This is a genomic window from Sphingobium sp. LMA1-1-1.1 (assembly GCF_040676365.1).
GTDB lineage: Bacteria > Pseudomonadota > Alphaproteobacteria > Sphingomonadales > Sphingomonadaceae > Sphingobium.
In genome coordinates this window covers 526,963-544,220 of sequence record NZ_JBEGHS010000023.1, presented here as the reverse complement: position 1 = coordinate 544,220, position 17,258 = coordinate 526,963, and the positions used below count along the sequence as shown (strand labels likewise).

13 protein-coding genes are annotated in these 17,258 nt (G+C 66.1%); 7 read left to right on the top strand and 6 right to left on the bottom strand.

Annotated features, from left to right (window positions below; translation table 11 throughout):
* Positions 1–99: 99 nt before the first annotated feature.
* From MRBLMA1_RS13890 to MRBLMA1_RS13875, 4 genes are read left to right on the top strand one after another with little or no spacing between them, the layout of a single operon-like run.
* Complete coding sequence (locus MRBLMA1_RS13890; RefSeq protein ID WP_363737406.1) at positions 100–735, top strand: urea amidolyase associated protein UAAP2; 636 nt, start codon at positions 100–102, stop codon at positions 733–735.
* On the top strand, positions 732–4,328 hold the full coding sequence (gene uca, locus MRBLMA1_RS13885; RefSeq protein WP_363737405.1) for an urea carboxylase: 3,597 nt from the start codon (positions 732–734) through the stop codon (positions 4,326–4,328). The genes MRBLMA1_RS13890 and uca overlap by 4 nt, the downstream gene beginning before the upstream one ends.
* Positions 4,325–6,094 carry an allophanate hydrolase gene (gene atzF / locus MRBLMA1_RS13880; RefSeq protein ID WP_363737404.1) on the top strand — a complete coding sequence of 590 codons (1,770 nt, stop codon included), beginning with the start codon at positions 4,325–4,327 and terminating at the stop codon, positions 6,092–6,094. Before uca ends, atzF begins: the two co-directional genes overlap by 4 nt.
* Positions 6,095–6,096: 2 nt before the next feature.
* Positions 6,097–7,077 carry a DUF6923 family protein gene (locus MRBLMA1_RS13875; protein WP_363737403.1) on the top strand — a complete coding sequence of 327 codons (981 nt, stop codon included), beginning with the start codon at positions 6,097–6,099 and terminating at the stop codon, positions 7,075–7,077.
* A 225-nt stretch (positions 7,078–7,302) separates the two neighbouring features.
* On the opposite strand, the gene MRBLMA1_RS13870 is transcribed toward MRBLMA1_RS13875, so the two are convergent.
* From MRBLMA1_RS13870 to MRBLMA1_RS13850, 5 genes are all read right to left on the bottom strand, one after another.
* Entirely contained in the window at positions 7,303–7,635 is a 333-nt protein-coding gene (locus tag MRBLMA1_RS13870; RefSeq protein WP_363737402.1) for a UrcA family protein, read from the bottom strand.
* Positions 7,636–7,754: 119 nt separating this feature from the next.
* Positions 7,755–8,114, bottom strand: a complete 360-nt coding sequence (locus MRBLMA1_RS13865; RefSeq protein ID WP_363737401.1) for a hypothetical protein — start codon at positions 8,112–8,114, stop codon at positions 7,755–7,757.
* Between the two features lie 19 nt (positions 8,115–8,133).
* Positions 8,134–9,702, bottom strand: a complete 1,569-nt coding sequence (locus MRBLMA1_RS13860; protein ID WP_363737400.1) for a tetratricopeptide repeat-containing sulfotransferase family protein — start codon at positions 9,700–9,702, stop codon at positions 8,134–8,136.
* Entirely contained in the window at positions 9,699–10,646 is a 948-nt protein-coding gene (locus tag MRBLMA1_RS13855) for a sterol desaturase family protein (RefSeq protein ID WP_363737399.1), read from the bottom strand. Before MRBLMA1_RS13855 ends, MRBLMA1_RS13860 begins: the two co-directional genes overlap by 4 nt.
* Positions 10,647–10,795: 149 nt before the next feature.
* Positions 10,796–11,734, bottom strand: a complete 939-nt coding sequence (locus MRBLMA1_RS13850) for a LysR family transcriptional regulator (protein ID WP_363737398.1) — start codon at positions 11,732–11,734, stop codon at positions 10,796–10,798.
* Positions 11,735–11,837: 103 nt separating this feature from the next.
* Between MRBLMA1_RS13850 and MRBLMA1_RS13845 the strand changes: the two genes are divergently transcribed.
* From MRBLMA1_RS13845 to MRBLMA1_RS13835, 3 genes are all read left to right on the top strand, one after another.
* Positions 11,838–12,833 carry an isopenicillin N synthase family dioxygenase gene (locus tag MRBLMA1_RS13845; RefSeq protein ID WP_363737397.1) on the top strand — a complete coding sequence of 332 codons (996 nt, stop codon included), beginning with the start codon at positions 11,838–11,840 and terminating at the stop codon, positions 12,831–12,833.
* A complete protein-coding gene (locus MRBLMA1_RS13840; RefSeq protein ID WP_363737396.1) occupies positions 12,830–13,717 on the top strand; it encodes a hypothetical protein in 888 nt (295 codons plus the stop codon). The genes MRBLMA1_RS13845 and MRBLMA1_RS13840 overlap by 4 nt, the downstream gene beginning before the upstream one ends.
* A gap of 312 nt (positions 13,718–14,029) precedes the next feature.
* Positions 14,030–15,817 (top strand): beta-L-arabinofuranosidase domain-containing protein, encoded by a 1,788-nt coding sequence (locus tag MRBLMA1_RS13835; RefSeq protein ID WP_363737451.1) that lies wholly within the window; start codon positions 14,030–14,032, stop codon positions 15,815–15,817.
* A gap of 26 nt (positions 15,818–15,843) precedes the next feature.
* Here MRBLMA1_RS13835 and MRBLMA1_RS13830 read toward each other — a convergent pair whose 3' ends face one another.
* On the bottom strand, positions 15,844–17,250 hold the full coding sequence (locus tag MRBLMA1_RS13830; RefSeq protein WP_363737395.1) for a TolC family protein: 1,407 nt from the start codon (positions 17,248–17,250) through the stop codon (positions 15,844–15,846).
* Between the last annotated feature and the right edge of the window lie 8 nt (positions 17,251–17,258).

Here is a 17,258-nt window from a genome sequence, read left to right as displayed (position 1 = left end):
CTTTGAGCGAAAACGCTCTGTCTTTTGATCCCGCATCTTCCGGATTGTCGACCATCAGGGGCCAACTGGAAAAATGCCCAGGAAAGAACGGGTTTCCGCATGAGCTTTGATCCCCATTTGACGGGCCTTTCGGGGGCCATTGTCCATGATGTCGTGGTGCCCGCACGGGCGCCGTGGCTGCATCATGTCTATGCCGGCCAGACGCTGCGCATCGTCGACCTGGAAGGCAATCAGGCCGTCGACTTCCTCCTCTATTCGGCGGCGGACGACGCTGAACGGTACAGCGCGCAGGATACCGTGGCCGCGCAGGGCAATCTGTTCCTGCGCGAGGGCACGGTGCTGCGATCCAATGAGGGGCGCGCGATGATGACCATCGCGGCGACGTCGGTCGACTATCACGATACCATCGGCGGCGCCTGTTCGTGCGAATCCAACACGCTGCGCTACGGCCACCACACCAAGGCCGAACATGCCTGCGTGGAAAACTTCCTGGAGGCCAATCTGCTGGAAGGGCGCGGCAAGCGCGACATCGTTTCCAACATCAACTTCTTCATGAACGTGCCGGTCGAGGAAGACGGTTCGCTCGGCATCGTCGACGGGATCTCCGCGCCCGGCCTGACCGTGGACCTGAAGGCGGAAATGGACGTGATCGTCGTCGTGTCGAACTGCCCGCAGATCAACAATCCCTGCAACGGCTTCAACCCAACCCCCGTCCGCATGATCGTGACCGCATGAGCTTCGATACGGTCCTCATCGCCAATCGCGGCGCTATCGCCACGCGCATCATTCGCACCTTGCGGCGCATGGGCCTGCGCTCGGTCGCGGTCTATTCCGAAGCGGACGAAAATTCCCTGCACGTCGCGCAGGCGGACGAGGCGGTCTGCATCGGCCCGGCGCGGGCGTCGGACAGCTATCTCGACATCGATGCCATATTGAGCGCCGCCCGCGCCACGGGCGCCGGCGCGATCCATCCGGGCTATGGCTTCCTTGCCGAAAATGTGGAGTTTGCCGAAGCCTGCGCCGCAGCCGGCATCGTCTTCATCGGCCCGACGACCGACAATATCCGCACCTTTGGCCTGAAGCACAGCGCGCGCGCCCTGGCGGCGGCCCATGGCGTGCCGCTGGCGCCGGGCACCGGCCTGCTGACCGATGAGGAGGAGGCCGTGGCGGCGGCGCGGGATATCGGGTTCCCCGTCATCCTGAAGGCAACGGCCGGCGGCGGCGGCATCGGCATGCGCATCTGCGAGGAGGAAAGCGACGTTCGGGAGGGCTTTGCCGCCGTGGCGCGCCAGGGCCAGAGCAATTTCGGCGACGCGGGCATATTCCTTGAACGCTATATCCGCAGGGCGCGGCACATTGAAGTCCAGCTTTTCGGCGATGGCGAAGGCCGCGTCATGCCGCTGGGAGAGCGCGACTGTTCGCTCCAGCGCCGCAACCAGAAGGTGGTAGAGGAATCGCCCGCGCCCCTGTTGCCGCCCGCCGTCCGCCGCGAGTTGATCGCCGCCGCCACCCGCCTGGGCCAGGCCGCCGTCTACCGCTCCGCCGGGACGGTGGAATTCCTCTACGACGCCGAACGCCAGCAATTCTTCTTTCTTGAGATGAACACGCGCCTGCAGGTCGAACATGGCGTCACCGAAGAGGTGATGGGCATTGATCTGGTCGAATGGATGATCCGCGGCGGCGCGGGCGACTTCGCCTTTCTCGACGCGCCGCCGCCCCAGCCGCGCGGCCATTCGGTGGAGGTGCGGCTCTATGCCGAAGATCCGACGCTCGACTATCGTCCGACTTCCGGAACGCTGACGGCGGTTCAGTTCCCCCCCGACATCCGCGCCGAAACCTGGTGCATGGCAGGCAGCGACGTCAGCATCTGGTACGATCCGATGCTGGCCAAGCTGATCGTCCATGCCCCGACGCGTGATGAGGCGATCGCAAAGATGCAGGCCGCGCTCGACCAGAGCCGCGTCGATGGCATAGAGACAAATCTGCGCTGGCTGCGCGATGTGGTCCGGTCCGACGCCTTCGTCAGCGGCGAGGTGTCCACCCGCGCTCTTGACGGCGTCGTTTCCCATCCCAGCAGCATCCGCGTGATCAGCGGCGGCACCGCCACCACCGTTCAGGACTGGCCGGGCCGGCAGAAATTATGGGCGGTCGGCGTCCCTCCTTCGGGGCCGATGGACGATCAGTCCTTCCGCATGGGCAACCGGCTGCTGGGCAATCCCGAAGGGACCGCCGGACTGGAAGTCACGGTGACCGGCCCGACGCTGGACTTCACCGCGCCGGCGCGCATCTGCCTCATGGGCGCTGATTTCGGGGCGACGCTGGATGGCCAGGCCGTGGCACGGGGCGTCGCGATCGACGTGGTGGCCGGCCAGACGCTTGCCCTTGGCCGCGCGTCCGGCGGCGGCCTGCGGGCCTATATCCTGGTCGCCGGCGGTCTCGACATCGCGCCTTATCTCGGCAGCCGCAGCACCTTCGAACTCGGCCAGTTCGGCGGGCATGCCGCTCGCCGGCTGCTGGCTGGCGATACCCTGCACTTCGCGCGCGATCGAACAGGCGCACCACTTGCTTCCGCCGACCTGCCGGTTCTTTCGACGCAATGGACGTTGCGCGTCCTCTATGGTCCCCACGGCGCGCCGGATTTCTTCACCGATGCCGATATAGAGGCCATCATCGCCGCCGAATGGCAGGTCCATTACAACAGCAATCGCACCGGCGTCCGCCTGATCGGACCCAAGCCGCAATGGGCCCGCGCCGACGGCGGCGAGGCCGGGTTGCACCCATCCAACATTCACGACAATCCCTATGCCATCGGCGCCGTCGACTTTACCGGCGACATGCCGATCATCCTGGGCCCTGACGGCCCTTCGCTTGGGGGTTTCGTCTGCCCCTTCGTGGTGATCGCGGCCGATCGGTGGAAAATCGGCCAGCTTGCGCCGGGCGACAAGCTGCGTTTCGCCCCCGTCAACATCGACGATGCGGCCGTGGCGGATGCGTTGCAGCGGCGGCTGCTCGCCTCCGGATCGGTGGAGGATGCCGCGCCGGTGCGGCCGATCGAAATGCTCTCGCCCATCCTTGCAGAGATGCCGGAGCAGCCCGGCCGTCCACGGACTGTCTATCGCCAGCAGGGTGATCGCAACATCCTGGTCGAATATGGTCCCATCATACTCGACATCGAATTGCGGATCCGGGTCCACGCACTGATGACGGAGCTGGAACGGATCGCCCTGCCCGGCATAATCGATGTCGTTCCGGGCATCCGTTCGCTGCAACTGCATTTCGACGGCGAACAACTGGATCAGCGTGCCGCGCTGGCAGCGCTGATCTCTGCGGAGGAGCGCCTGGGCGACCTTGAGGATTTCACCATTCCTTCTCGCGTGGTCCATATGCCGCTCAGCTGGCGCGATCCGGCGACGATCGAGACGATCGAGAAATATATGGGCGGCGTGCGCGCCGACGCGCCCTGGTGCCCGGACAACATCGAATTCATCCGTCGCGTCAACGGCCTTCCCGACGCGGCGGCGGTGGAGCAACTGATCTTCGAGGCGAATTACCTCGTCCTGGGGCTGGGCGACGTCTATCTGGGCGCGCCGGTCGCGACCCCGGTCGATCCGCGGCACCGGCTCGTCACCACCAAATACAACCCCGCCCGCACCTGGACGCCGCCCAATGTCGTGGGCATCGGCGGCGCCTATATGTGCATCTACGGGATGGAAGGACCGGGCGGCTATCAACTGTTCGGCCGGACCATCCAGGTGTGGAACACGCATCGCCAGACCGATGTCTTTGTCGAGGGGAAGCCCTGGCTGCTGCGCTTCTTCGATCAGATCCGATTCTATCCGGTCAGCGCGGAGGAACTGGCCGAATGGCGCCGCGATTTCCCGAGCGGGCGGCGTTCCATCCGGATCGAGCCGTCGGAGTTCCGGCTGGCCGACTATCGCGCCTTCCTGGCTGAAAATGCCGATGCCATCGCCGCCTTCGAGGCGCACCGGCAGGACGCCTTCGACGAGGAGCGTGCCGAATGGCAGCGCAGCGGCGAGTTCGACCGCATCACCAGCCTGACGGAGGCCGACGCGGCCGAGCCGGACGCGATCGACGTGCCGGAGGGGGCCGATCTGGTCGAAACGCCCTTTGGCGGCAGTATCTGGAAATTGCTGGTTGCGGTTGGCGACGAAGTGAAGGCGGGCGATACGATTGCCGTCATCGAGGCCATGAAGATGGAATGCGCGGTGCAGAGCCCCATCACCGGCACGGTCGCGGCCGTCTATGTGCAGGAGCGGCAGGCATTGCAGCCCGGCGCACCGGTGCTGGCGTTGAGGGCCGGGGCATGACCGCATTCGACCGGCGCAGCGCTGCGACAATCGCGGGAGACATCAGGGCGGGCCATGCCAGTGCGGTTGCCGTGATGGAGGAGACGGTTGCCCGGATCGCCGCCTATGACGCCGTGCAGCCGCAGATCTGGATCAGCCGGGCAAGGCCCGACGACCTGATCGCGGCCGCGCGGGCTATCGACGCCCGCCTCGCCGCAGGAGAGGACCTGCCGCTGGCCGGCGTTCCGTTCGCGGTCAAGGACAATATCGACGCCGCCGGGTTCGACACGACCGCCGCCTGCCCGGCCTTCGCCTATCGTCCGGGACGGTCGGCGACGGTCGTCGAACGCCTGGCCGCGGCCGGCGCGATCTGCGTCGGCAAGACCAATCTCGACCAGTTCGCCACCGGCCTCAACGGCACGCGCAGCCCCTATGGCAGTCCGCGCAACGCCTATGATCTCGCCTATGTCAGTGGCGGGTCCAGTTCGGGTTCCTCGGTGGCGGTGGCGGCCGGGCTGGTCCCCTTCGCGCTGGGGACGGACACGGCCGGTTCGGGCCGCGTGCCCGCCGCCTTCCAGCATCTGGTCGGGTTCAAGCCGAGCAAGGGGAGATGGAGCAATCGCGGACTGGTGCCCGCCTGCCGCACGCTGGATTGCATCACCGTCTTCACCGGCGATACCGCTGACGCCGGCTTGCTCGACGGGATCATTGCCGGCTTCGATCCGGCGGACCCCTATTCGAAGCCGCTGTCGGACCTCCCGCGCCGGTGCAGGACCATCGGCGTGCCCCGCCGGGACCAGCGCGCCTGGTTCGGCGACGTGGAATCCGAATATCTGTACGATCGCGCATTGCAGCGGCTGGCAGGGCTGGCCGATATTGTGGAGATCGACATCGCACCGCTCCTCGAAGCGGCGCAACTTCTCTACGGCGGACCCTGGGTGGCGGAGCGGGCCGCGGCCATGGCGACGCTGCTCGCCGACGATCCCGACGCGATCGACCCCACCGTGCGGGAGGTCGTGGAACCCGGGCTGACGATTGGCGCGGTGGAATTGTTCAACGGCATCTATCGCCTGGCCGAACTCAAGCGGCATTCCGACCAGCAATGGGCCGATATCGACCTGATGGCCTTCCCGACCACAGGCACCACCTTCCGCGTTGCCGAACTGCTCGCCGCGCCGGTCGCGCTCAACAGCGCGCTTGGCTATTACACCAATTTCGTGAACCTGCTCGACATGGCTGCCGTGGCTGTTCCAGCCGGCATCAGGGCCAATGGCACCGGGTTTGGCATCACCCTGATCGGCCCCGCCGACAGCGACCGCGCCCTGCTCGACGCGGCGGACGCCTATCTCGCCAAGGCTGATCTTCCTTCCCCACCCCCGCTTGATCTGGAGGGCAAAATGCAGACCGTGAAACTCGCCGTCGTGGGCGCTCATCTCAAGGACATGCCGCTTCACTGGCAACTGACATCGCGCGAGGCGAAGTTCGTCGGCGCCTTTGAAACGGCGCCGACCTACCGGCTCTATGCCATGGCGAACAGCGTCCCGCCCAAGCCGGCGCTCGTGCACAGCGAGGATGGCGGCCCGATCGCGCTTGAGGTTTACGAGCTGGGTGTGGCGGAGTTCGGAAGTTTCGTGGCCGAAGTGCCTGCGCCGCTGGCAATCGGCACGGTGACGCTGGCGGACGGCAGCAGCGTCAAGGGCTTTGTCGCAGAGCCGCGCGCGCTGACGGGCGCGGAGGACATTACGGCGCTGGGCGGCTGGCGCGCCTATATGGACGGAAGGGCCTAGCGATGCCGAAGCTCCGCATCATGGGGCGATTTCCCGGCGATCGGCGCCGATCGCTGGCCAGGAAATCCGCGCTGGCCGCCGCGCTGACGGTAAGCTGCGCCACCTTCCTGTTCGCTTCCCCCGCAAGCGCCGAGCAGGTGATCCAGGTGCCGGGCTTTGCTGATTTCCTGGCGGTCGATGGCGACGGCGTCTGGGTGACCAACGCCGGCCGCGTCGAACGCTGGACCCGCAAGGGCAAGAAGGCGGAAGTCGCCATGGGGCGCCCCTGCGGCGCCATGGCGATATTGGCCGGATCCTTATGGGTGGCCGATTGCGCGCAAAATGCACTGGTCCGGATCGACACCGCCACCGCCGAAAAGACGGCGACCATAGCCACCGGCATCGCCAATCCGAAGGGCGAACTCAACATCGTCGCCGAAGCCGGATCGATCTGGGTCGCCAGCGACCAGAAGGGTGTCGTCTCTCGCGTCGATCCCGCGAGCAACCAGGTGACGGCGACCGTCCCGGTCAATGCGGGAACCTATTATCTCGCCTCCGGCTTCGGCTCGGTCTGGGCAGTGAGCAGCGACGGCGCGACGATCCAGCGCATCGACCCGGCGACCAACAGCGTGGTCAAGACCACGGCGCTGGGCAAGCAGCCGGGTTTTCTGGCGGCCGGCGAAGGCGCCGTCTGGGTTCAGGAACAGGGCGACGGGACGGTCGCCCGCGTCGATCCGGTCAGCGGCGAGGTGACCGGCCGCGTCAAGGTGGGCGAAGTGCTGCAATATGGCGATATCGACACGGGCGGCGGCGTCATATGGCTGCGCACGACCGAAGGGCAGACCTTCGTGGCGATTGATCCCGAAACGCTGGCGATCAAGGCTCGCGTCGGCAAGGTCGAAGGCAGCGGCGCGCTGCGCTATACCCGCAAGGGCCTTTGGACATCGGCGCATGACGTGCATACGCTGAGCTGGTGGCCCCATCCGGCCAGGCTGGCGAAATGACCGGGGCGCTGCCCTGATCATGTCGCGCGCTTGTTCTTCCGGCGTTTGTCTGGAAATACGTCAAAGGCGCATTTCCAGACCGTCCTTCTGGATTTCGATCTGATTGAATCAGATCGCCGCTCTGGTTTCCTTGTTTGCCGCGATTTCTTGACCAGCGATCGGTTCCGATCACTTGAAAATGCGGTATCAAAAGACCAGAGCGTTTCCGCTCATGGTGGAAATGCTCTAGCGGAGCGCCGCGACGCGCACCGGCGCCGGAGTCATTGCCAGTTGCGCTTCGACCTGGGCGTGGATATCGGCCACCACGGATGCGCGGCAGGCGCGGGCCTTGGCTTCCAGGGCGAGGTGGATGCCAGCCAGCCGGTCACCGCAGACCGCATTGGCCGCCTGCTCCATGCGGATGGCAAGACGCTGCTGTCCCTGCGCGGACGACAGGTCCAGACCCCTCAGGTCCAATATCGCCTGATCCTGCGCAAAGGGATTGTCGGCGGCGCTGGCAATCGCCGGGATGGCGCATGCGACAGCGGCAAGGGCGGCAAGGCCAATCTTCATCATCATCTCCTGTGTCTTGAACCAATGCCGCTCTCCGGCGACTGCGGATCACATAGTTCCGGGAGATGAAACTTTCAATACAAGACTTCAAATCGTTATTTTATTACTGACGGCGAAGTGTTTTATTACTTGGCGTGAACGACCAGCATCGTCAGCCTTTCACTCCGGCCCAACAGGCCTGTTGGCAGGCGGACCTCGCTCTCGCCACCGCCAACGGCAACCGTGATCGTCCGGGCATGGGGAAGCGACCATTGGCGGACAGTATCGACAGGCAGCCGCACCCGCCATTTGCGCGCGCCGTCCACCGATACCGCATGGCCGTTGATCATGACCGGCGCTTCCGCATCCTCACGGCGACCCGACACCAGCAGGCAACTGCCGGATCGGCAATGGACCAGCCGGGTGCCCGCCTCTCCGGTCGCCAGGGCGGGCGTTGCGGCAGCGGCAAGCACCGCGCCCAGCATCAATTTGCCGAAAGGGGTCATGGCATTGGCGTCCCTTGCTTCATGGGATGTCGATCCCGGCCTGCTCGAAATAGCGGCGCACCGGCTCCAGCACCGCCGCATGCCGTTTCCACCGCCCGACCGATCCGGTGTAGATCGGCTGTCGCACCTGGGCGGCGCTAGGGGTGGAAACCGGGGCATTATTGCTGTGGAAGGACAGGCAATCCTCCGACCAGTCCAGCCCGCAATGGGCAAGAAGCCGGCGCGTCTCACCCTCCAGATCGGCAACGAGATCCTCGTAGCGCAGCTCGATCAGCTGGCCGGGCAGGGCCTGGCGCCACCGGGCCATCAGCCGATCGAAGCGGACATGATAAGCGGCGGTATCCAGAAGGTCGTAGCTATAGTCATAATAGGGAGAGCCGACGGCAAACAGGTTCCGGAAATTGCTGAGCACCGTATCCATGGGATCGCGGCGCAGGCAGATGATCCTGGCCGAGGGCAGCGCCCGCGCAATGAAACCGGCGTAGAAGAAATTGCCGGGAAACTTGTCGATGAACCGAAGGGTTGCGTCGCGCCGATGGTGGCTGGCCCGTTCCAGATAGTCGCGCCCGATCGCCCCCATGTCGGCCTGCGCCGCGGCTGCGATCGTTTCCGCATCCATCACCGTGGACGTGCGCGTGCCGCCAGCCTTCTTCACGGTCAGCGGCATGGCCTGCAGTTCGCCCGCGCTTTCGACCTGCGGATGGGAGGAGAGGATGCGGTCGACCAGCGTCGTGCCGGTGCGCGGCATGCCGATGATGAAGATCGGATCGGCCGTGGATGGCCCGATCGCCTGCGGCAGCGGCCAGGCTGCCTCGATCGCGTCGAACAGCGCGGCGTCACGCGCGAAGGCATAGGGCAAGGTCCGGCGATGTTCGGCGTTCGCGACGCAAAGCCGCGCCAGCGCGTCGTCCGGCCGCCCGATGTCCTCCAGCTCCTTCGCCAGCGCATAGCTGAGCAGCAGCCGCCCTCGACCGTCGCCGGTGCCGCCCAGCGTCCGTTCCAGCCGCTCGACATGATTGCATGCCGGCGTCTGCTTGCGGATGCCGGCCAGCAGATGGTGGGCGCGGGCATCGCCGGGCGCGAGGGCGATCAGCGCCTCCAGCGCGGCATCGGCCTCTTCCGCCCGGCCCAGGAAGTTGAGCGTGACGGCCTGATTGTAGCGATAATTGCCGTTCTGCGGCTCCAGCCGGACCGCTTCGTTGAAATGCGCCAGCGCGGCGGCATGGTTCCCCAGCCGGGCATAGACGCAACCGATGGTATCGCGGCTGAACGCATCGGCGGGCGGCGCCGCTTCGGCCTCCCGTAGCGTCGCTGCGGCATCGCCGTCCCGGCGGGTCATGATCAGCAGCCTGGCGAGCTGCGCGCGATATTCCCCCCTGGGGTCGATCGCCACCGCCTGATCCAGATGGCGGAGCCCGGCCTGGATGTGCCCGGCATTCGACTCCGCGACGCCAAGCAGGAAATGGCCTTCGGCCTCCGTGGGATTGTTCGCCACCATTGTGGCGGCAATCTGGCGCGTCGCCTGGATGTCGCCCCGCATCAGCGCGTTTCGCGCGGCGCTGACCTGCCGGGCGAACATCGTCGTCATGCCGGTGCCGCGCCTTCCACGGCGTTCTGGACGGCGGCATCGGCCTCGATCTGGCCGTCGGCCATGCTCCCCCGGACCCGCGCCGCGCCCTTGCCGGCCCGGGCCCTGTCGATCAGGGGCTGGAAGGGGAATAGGGTCTGTTCCCAGATCGACAGGCGGCGGCGGTCATCCTGGCCGACCAGCGCGGACTCGCCTTCCCGATAGGTGCCGAAGATGCGGTCCAGCAGGATCAGCGAATTGCCGTAATTGCAGCGCGTGCTTTCATAATCCGTCGAATGGTGCAGGCTGTGGTGGCGGATCGTCGTGAAGAAGAAGGCGTACCAGATCGGCGGATCGGCGCGGACATTGGCGTGGGCGAAGGTGGAGATCACCCCCAGCACGTTGATCGCCGCGAACACGGCGCTGTTGTCGAGGTCGAACAGCGCCACCACGCTCAGGCTGATCAGCACCAGCTCTATGGGGTTGCCCACCGCGCCCTTCGCGGCGTTCAACTGGGTCAGGTGGTGATGCGGGGCATGCGTCAGCCAGAAGGGCGTGCTGTTGTGCATCAACCGATGCATCCAATATTGGCCGAATTCGATCAGGAACACCACCAGCGCCACCTGCAGCAGCCATGGCATGTGCATGGCCCATTCCGTGGTGATGCCCAGCGAAGCCTTGGCCGCCTTGAGCGGATCTTCGGCAAGCTTCGTCGAAACCCAGGATATGACGGTTGCGCTCAGAATATTGTAGAACAGGTCAGTGAAGAATTCCTGCCTGTTCATCCGCCAGCCCGAATGGCGTTCATGGACCAGCTCCAGGAGCAGGACGATGATGGTGATGAGGGGCGACATCACCACGAACGTCCACGGGTGATCCAGCAAGGCCTTCGGACCATAGGCCCAGAACAGCAACACCGCAGCGATCATCGCGGGCGGCATGGAGTTGAAGATCCTGTCCTTCATCGCGCTTCCCGTTCCCCGGCCGTTTCCCGCCCGCTTGCGCCGACAGGCGATTCCGTCGGACAGGCGTGGCTTTCATTCGGATGGGAAGGCTGTGCTGCGCTGCGTCAATCGGGCAGACGCAAAGTTTTGATGCAATGCATAGATCAGATCTATGTCCTGGTCTTTGCCCGCAACCTGCGGATCACCTCGTCCCAGAAAAGCTGCGTGGCCGTGTCGCGGGCGCGTTCGGAACGGGACAGGAGGAAGATGTCGTAGGACGGCTCGGCATCCACATCCAGGATCGGCCACAGCCTTTCGCGCGCCACATCATCCTCGGCCGCCAGCACCGGCAGGAAGCCGATGCCGACCCCCTGGACGATCAGCCGCTTCGCCTCGTTGATGTCCTCGGCCAGGCCGTTCACCTTCGTTCCCAGCCGGTATCGGCGGCGCAGATGGGTGATCAACTCGATCTCATCGTCTCCGGTAAGGACGAATCCCTCGTCCCTGAGGTCGTGGAGGCGGTTCAGCCGATATCCGAAATAGGGGCTGTAGCGGGAACAATAGAGCTGTTGGCGCTCCACCAGCAGCGGCTCGTACATCAGGCTGCCGCGAACGCTGCTGTCATAGCCGACGCCGATCTCGACCTCCCCCTGTTCCAGCGCGTCGAGCACCTGACGCCAGGGCGACACCCGGATCTCGATGTGGATGGCCGGGTTGCGCCGGTGCAGGCTTGCGATCGCCTCGTCGAATTCCGGCGAAACCAGACCGGATATGATCTGGATGCGAACGATGCCCTCGACCCGCTTGGTCGCCTGGGCGATCTGGTGCGGCATCATCTGCGCCGATTCGAGCATGTCCTCGCAAAGCGCCATCATCGCCTTGCCGGCCGCCGTCATCTCCACGCCGGTCGCCGTGCGGTGGAGCAGCGTCACGCCGACATGATCCTCCAGCCGCTTGAGCGCGGCGCTGATGCTCGGCTGCTGCCGGTTGAGCTGCCGCGCCGCCGCACCGATCCCGCCGGCGCGGACGATGTCGACGAAGGTGCGCATCAGGTTCCAGTCGACACGGCTTGCGAACCTCTTGTCGACTAGGATCGATCGATCACTCATGTTCCGCCTCCTTCGCCAGAATGACGTGGTCATAGATCAAATCAATGGAAATCATCGAATCGTCCCATCTATGCCTATGCCCCGCTTCGCCTAGCATTGCGCCATGGCTGTCCTTCCCTTTGTCGACATATCCAGGCTGGCAAGCGCTTCCCGCGAGGACAGGCTTGACGTAGCCCGCGCGCTGGACTGCGCCTGCACCGATGCGGGCTTTCTCTATATTGGCGGGGCGCAGCTGGACTGGGCGCTGTTTCGCCGCCTTGTCGCGCGGGCCAAGGCGTATTTCGCGCTGGACCATGAGGCGAAGATGGCCAGCTATATCGGCCATTCGCAGAACCACAGCGGCTATGTGCCCGTGGGGGAGGAGCAGTTCGGCACGGGCACCAGCGATCTCAAGGAAGCCTATGACATCAACCGCGACTATCTGCGGCCTGACGATCGCCGGCCGCTGCTGGGCCCGAACAACTGGCCCGAAATGCCCGGATTTCGCGAGGACGTGTCGGCATATTACCGGCACCTGTCGGACATTGGCGGCCAGATCTTCCGCGCCTTCGCGCTGGCGCTGGGGCTGGAGGAGGATCATTTCGACGCGCATCGCCGGAACCCGCCCAGCCAGTTGCGGCTCATCCACTATCCGTTCGATTCCAGCGCGCAGGACAGGCCGGGCATAGGCGCCCATACCGACTATGAATGCTTCACCCTGCTCTTCGCCACGGCGGGGGGCCTGCAGATTCTCGACCGGAACGGCGACTGGGTGGACGTGCCGCTGATGGACGGCGCGATGATCATGAACATTGGCGACATGATGGAGATCCTGTCCAACGGGCGCTATGTCGCGACGACCCATCGCGTGAAGAAAGTGGCGCAGCAGCGCTACTCCTTCCCCTTCTTCCACGCCTGCGACTATGACTATGTCGTGGCCCCGCTGGTGCCGGGCGAAACACCCCGCTATCCGCCGCTCAGGGGTGGTGAACATCTGTTCAACCAGACGGCGCAGACCTTCGCCTATCTCAAGCGCCGGATCGCGAAGGGGGAACTGGTGCTGGCCAACGCCATGCCGCTCGATTCCTTCGGGCGGCGTCCGGGAAAGCCGGGCGCATGAGGCTGGCCGACCTGCCCGATGCGCTGCCCCCGGTGGTTCCGGCCCAGCCGGCCTTTCCGCGCCGCCTGCTGGGGGCTTTCCGGCGCAAGAGCATCACCTTCTGCACCGGCGTGACGGATGAGGCGACCGTGGTCTACTGGTTCCAGTCGCGCAGCTTCACGCTCGACCTGCGGCTGCCCGACGGCGCCGCCACATCGGTGTCCGACCGGCAGGGCTGGGTCGGCGACACGCTGTGGGATGAGGAAAGGCAGCAAATGTCCTGGTCGATCGCCAGAAGCTACCAGCCGCGCAACCAGTGGCCGGAACCGGCGGAGCTGCGCTTCATGGGCAACAGCGTGCTCGAATTCGCCCCATCGGGTGCCTATGTCGAGGATTGGCGGCAACAATCCTTTCGCGGCCCTCTCCTTGGCCTGCGGCTCCTGAGCCTGCATGACGAGGATATGGGGCAGGACCTGCCGATGGACGGCGGGTTGATCATCGCGGGAAACCATGTCGCCTATGCGCAATCCCGATTGCCGCGACTGGACGCGGCCCTGCGCAATGCCGCCGGTCTGGGCCAGGCGCTGACGGACCGGCTGCTCACGCCGGAAGAGATCGAAAGCTATGAGGTGTCGGTGGCGCTGGACGGCCGGACCATCACGCACAGTACGCAAGGCGGCAGGATCGGCCGGCAGATCGCGTCGGGGACGTTCGCGCTTCAGCCGGACGGAAGCGTCCTGCTCTCGCGGCGGGTGGGCGGCAGGCGCTGCCGGTTGCGCTTCGCCATCGACATCCACCTGCCTGATTTCACATTCGATCGACAGACGGAGGGCGCGTCCCAGACAGCGGAGTGGATGGAGAAGGAGCGATCCCATCTTTTCCGGCACGCCGCGATCGCATCCTGACCGCCGCCGGATCGTGCCGCGACGGCTGGTCCGGCCGGCGCCGTCGTCACCGCCCTGCCGATCATCGGCCTTGTATTTTGTCGGAGTATAGCGCTACCAAATCTCGGCAGCGGCATGGCGACCCATGCCCGGCCAGGAGAGAAGCGCGTGTCCCACCAACTGCCCAGCATCCAACCCACGCGTCGGGGGCTGCTCGGCGGCGCGGGTGCGGCCGCGATCGCCGCCGGCTTCGGCGGCGTGCAGCCATCCTTCGCGGCGCAGGCGGGTGCGGCGGACAGCGTGGCGCGGCCGCCCCGGCTCAAAGCCTTCGACATGGCGGACGTGGCCCTGGGGGAGGGGCCGTTCCTCCACGCCCAGCGCATGACGGAGGCCTATCTGCTGCGGCTCCGGCCCGACCGGATGCTGCATAATTTCCGCGTCAATGCGGGGCTGAAGCCAAAGGCGCCGGTCTATGGCGGATGGGAATCGGAACCGACCTGGGCTGACATAAACTGCCACGGCCACACGCTGGGCCATTATCTTTCCGCCTGCGCGCTTGCCTATCGCTCCACCAAGGACCGGCGTTTCAGGCAGCGCGTCGACTATATAGCGGGCGAACTGGCGGCCTGTCAGAAGGCGGCGGGATCGGGGCTGGTCTGTGCCTTTCCCGACGGCCCGGCGCTGGTGGCTGCGCACATCCGCGGGGAAAGGATCACCGGCGTTCCCTGGTACACGCTGCACAAGGTCTATGCGGGCCTTCGCGACGGCGCGCTGCTGGCCGACAGCGCAGCGGCGCGCGACGTGCTGATCCGGCTGGCCGACTGGGGCGTGGCCGCCACCCGCCCGCTTTCCGCCGCGCAGTTCGAAGCGATGCTGGCCACCGAACATGGCGGCATGAACGAAATCTATGCCGACCTTTTCGCCATGACCGGCAGGGAGGAATATCGGCATCTCTCCCGGCGCTTCTCCCACCAGGCGGTGATGGAACCCCTGGCGGAGGGCCGCGACCTGCTGGACGGCATGCACGCCAACACCAATGTGCCCAAGGTCGTCGGCTTCCAGCGCGTCTATGAAGTAACCGGCGATGATCGCTACGCCAGGGCGGCCGCCTTCTTCTTCCGCACGGTCGCCCACACCCGTTCCTTCGCGACGGGCGGCCATGGCGACAATGAACATTTCTTCGCCATGGCGGATTTCGACCGGCACGTCTTCTCGGCCAAGGGATCGGAAACCTGCTGCCAGCACAATATGCTGAAACTGGCGCGGCTGCTCTTCATGCAGGATCCGCAGGCGGATTACGCCGATTATCATGAACGCACGCTCTATAACGGCATCCTCGCCTCGCAGGATCCGGACAGCGGCATGACGACCTATTTCCAGGGCGCACGGCCCGGCTATATGAAGCTCTACCACACGCCGGAGGACAGCTTCTGGTGCTGTACCGGGACCGGCATGGAAAATCACGTGAAATACCGGGATTCCATCTATTTTCACGATGACCGCGCGCTCTATGTCAATCTGTTCCTGCCATCCTCGGTGCTGTGGCGGGAAAAGGGCGCGGACCTGGTCCAGCGCACCGCCTTCCCCGACGCACCCGTGACCAGCCTGCAATGGAAACTCCGCGCCCCAGCGCAGATCGCGCTGCGCCTGCGCCATCCCCGCTGGAGCCGCACCGCCACGGTGTCGGTCAACGGACAGGAGGTGCTGCGCTCCTCGACGCCCGGCAGCTATGTCGAGGTCGACCGCCTGTGGCAGGACGGCGACCGGGTGGAGCTGCGCCTCGCCATGGAAGCTGCGGTCGAAAGCGCACCCGCCGCGCCGGACATCATCGCCTTCACCTATGGACCGATCGTCCTGGCGGGCGCGCTTGGCAGGCAGGGCCTGGCCCCGGGCGCCGACATCATCGTCAACGAACGAAAATATGGCGAATATAATGGGGGCGACGTCGCCGTGCCGACCCTTGCGGGCGATCCGAAGGCGCTGGCGCAACAGATCAGGCCCGGCGCAGCCCCGCTGGAATTCACCATCGCGGCGAAGGACGGCACGCCGGTCCGGCTCATCCCCTATCACCGCATCGCGCATGAACGCTATGCGACCTATTGGCGGGTGGAGTCGGCATAGAGCGTTCCGCGCCAAGTCCCAAACGGTCAGCCCGTCGTCCACCCTCCGCCCAATGCCCTGAACAGGTCGACCTGCGCGAAGGCCACGGCGCGGTTGGCCGCCGCAAGGTCGCCTTCCGCCGCCGCCAGCGTCCGCTGCGCATCCAGCACGGTCAGAAAGTCGATCTGCCCCTCCCGCTGCCGGGCGAGGCTGATGCGCGCGGCCCTGTCCGCCGCCTCCCGCGCCGCCTTCAACGTATCGCGGCGCTCCAGCGCATGGGCATAGACCGACAGCGCCGTTTCCGTTTCCTCCAGCGCCTGCAGGACTGTCCCGTCAAAGCTCGCCAGCGATCCGTCGGCATCGGCCCTGGCCGCCGCGATCCGGGCGCGATTGGCTTCCTGGTTGGGAAAGGCCCAGTTGATCAGCGGCCCCAGTAGCCAGCGAAAGGGGCCGCCGCCCAGAATATCGCCGCCGCCAATGGCCGTCGTGCCGATCGATCCGCCCAGCGTGATGCGCGGATAGAGATCCGCCGTCGCCACGCCGATCCGTGCGGTATCGGCGGCCAGCCTCTGTTCCGCCGCGCGCACGTCCGGCCGGCGGGCCAGCAATGCGCGGCCGTCGCCGACCGGGATGGGCTGGCTGAGGTCGGGCGTCTTCTCCTGGTCGCGGATGGGGGCGGGCAATTGCTGCGGCGCCCGGCCCGTCAGCGTCGCCAGCCGGAACAGCGCGCCGTCCCGGTCCGCGATCAGGCTGGGGATGATCGCCGCCTGCTGGTCGCGCAGCGCCGTCACGCGGATCACGTCCAGCCGGTCCGACCGGCCGACCTCGAACCGGGCGTTGGTGATGCGGATGCTGTTGTCGAGCAGGGCGACCGTGCGCTGCGCCACGGCGATGCGCTCCGCCGAGCTGGTGGCGTCGACATAGGCGCGCACCGTGTCGGCGACCACCGCCACGCGCACGGCGTCGGCATCGGCCGACGCCGCGTTGACGTCGCCCCTGGCTGCCTCGATGCTGCGCTTCACGCGCCCGAACAGATCGACCTCATAGGCGACGTTCAGCCCCGCATCGATGGTCCAGTTTTCGCGGTCCGCACCAGGCAGCGTCTGTGCGGCCGACGCCCGGCCATAGCTGGGCGAACCGCTCAACCTCGTCTGCGGCAATCTGTCGGAACGGGCGCCGCGCAACTGGGCGCGGGCCTTTTCCAGCCGGGCGACCGCCACGCGGATGTCGGTGTTGGCCTTCAGCGCATCCTGCACCAGCCCGTCCAGCACCGGATCGCTGTAGAGCCGCCACCAATGGTCGTCGGCCTGCGCCGTGCTGACTGCCGGGCCGGTCGCGCCGATGAACGCGCCCGCAGCGGCGGTGGGTGTTGCCGGCGCCTTGTAGTCCGGCCCCGCGGCGCAGGCCGTCAGGGCGGACGCGCCCAGCAGGAGGGGGAGGAGAGTCTTGATCATCGTGCCGT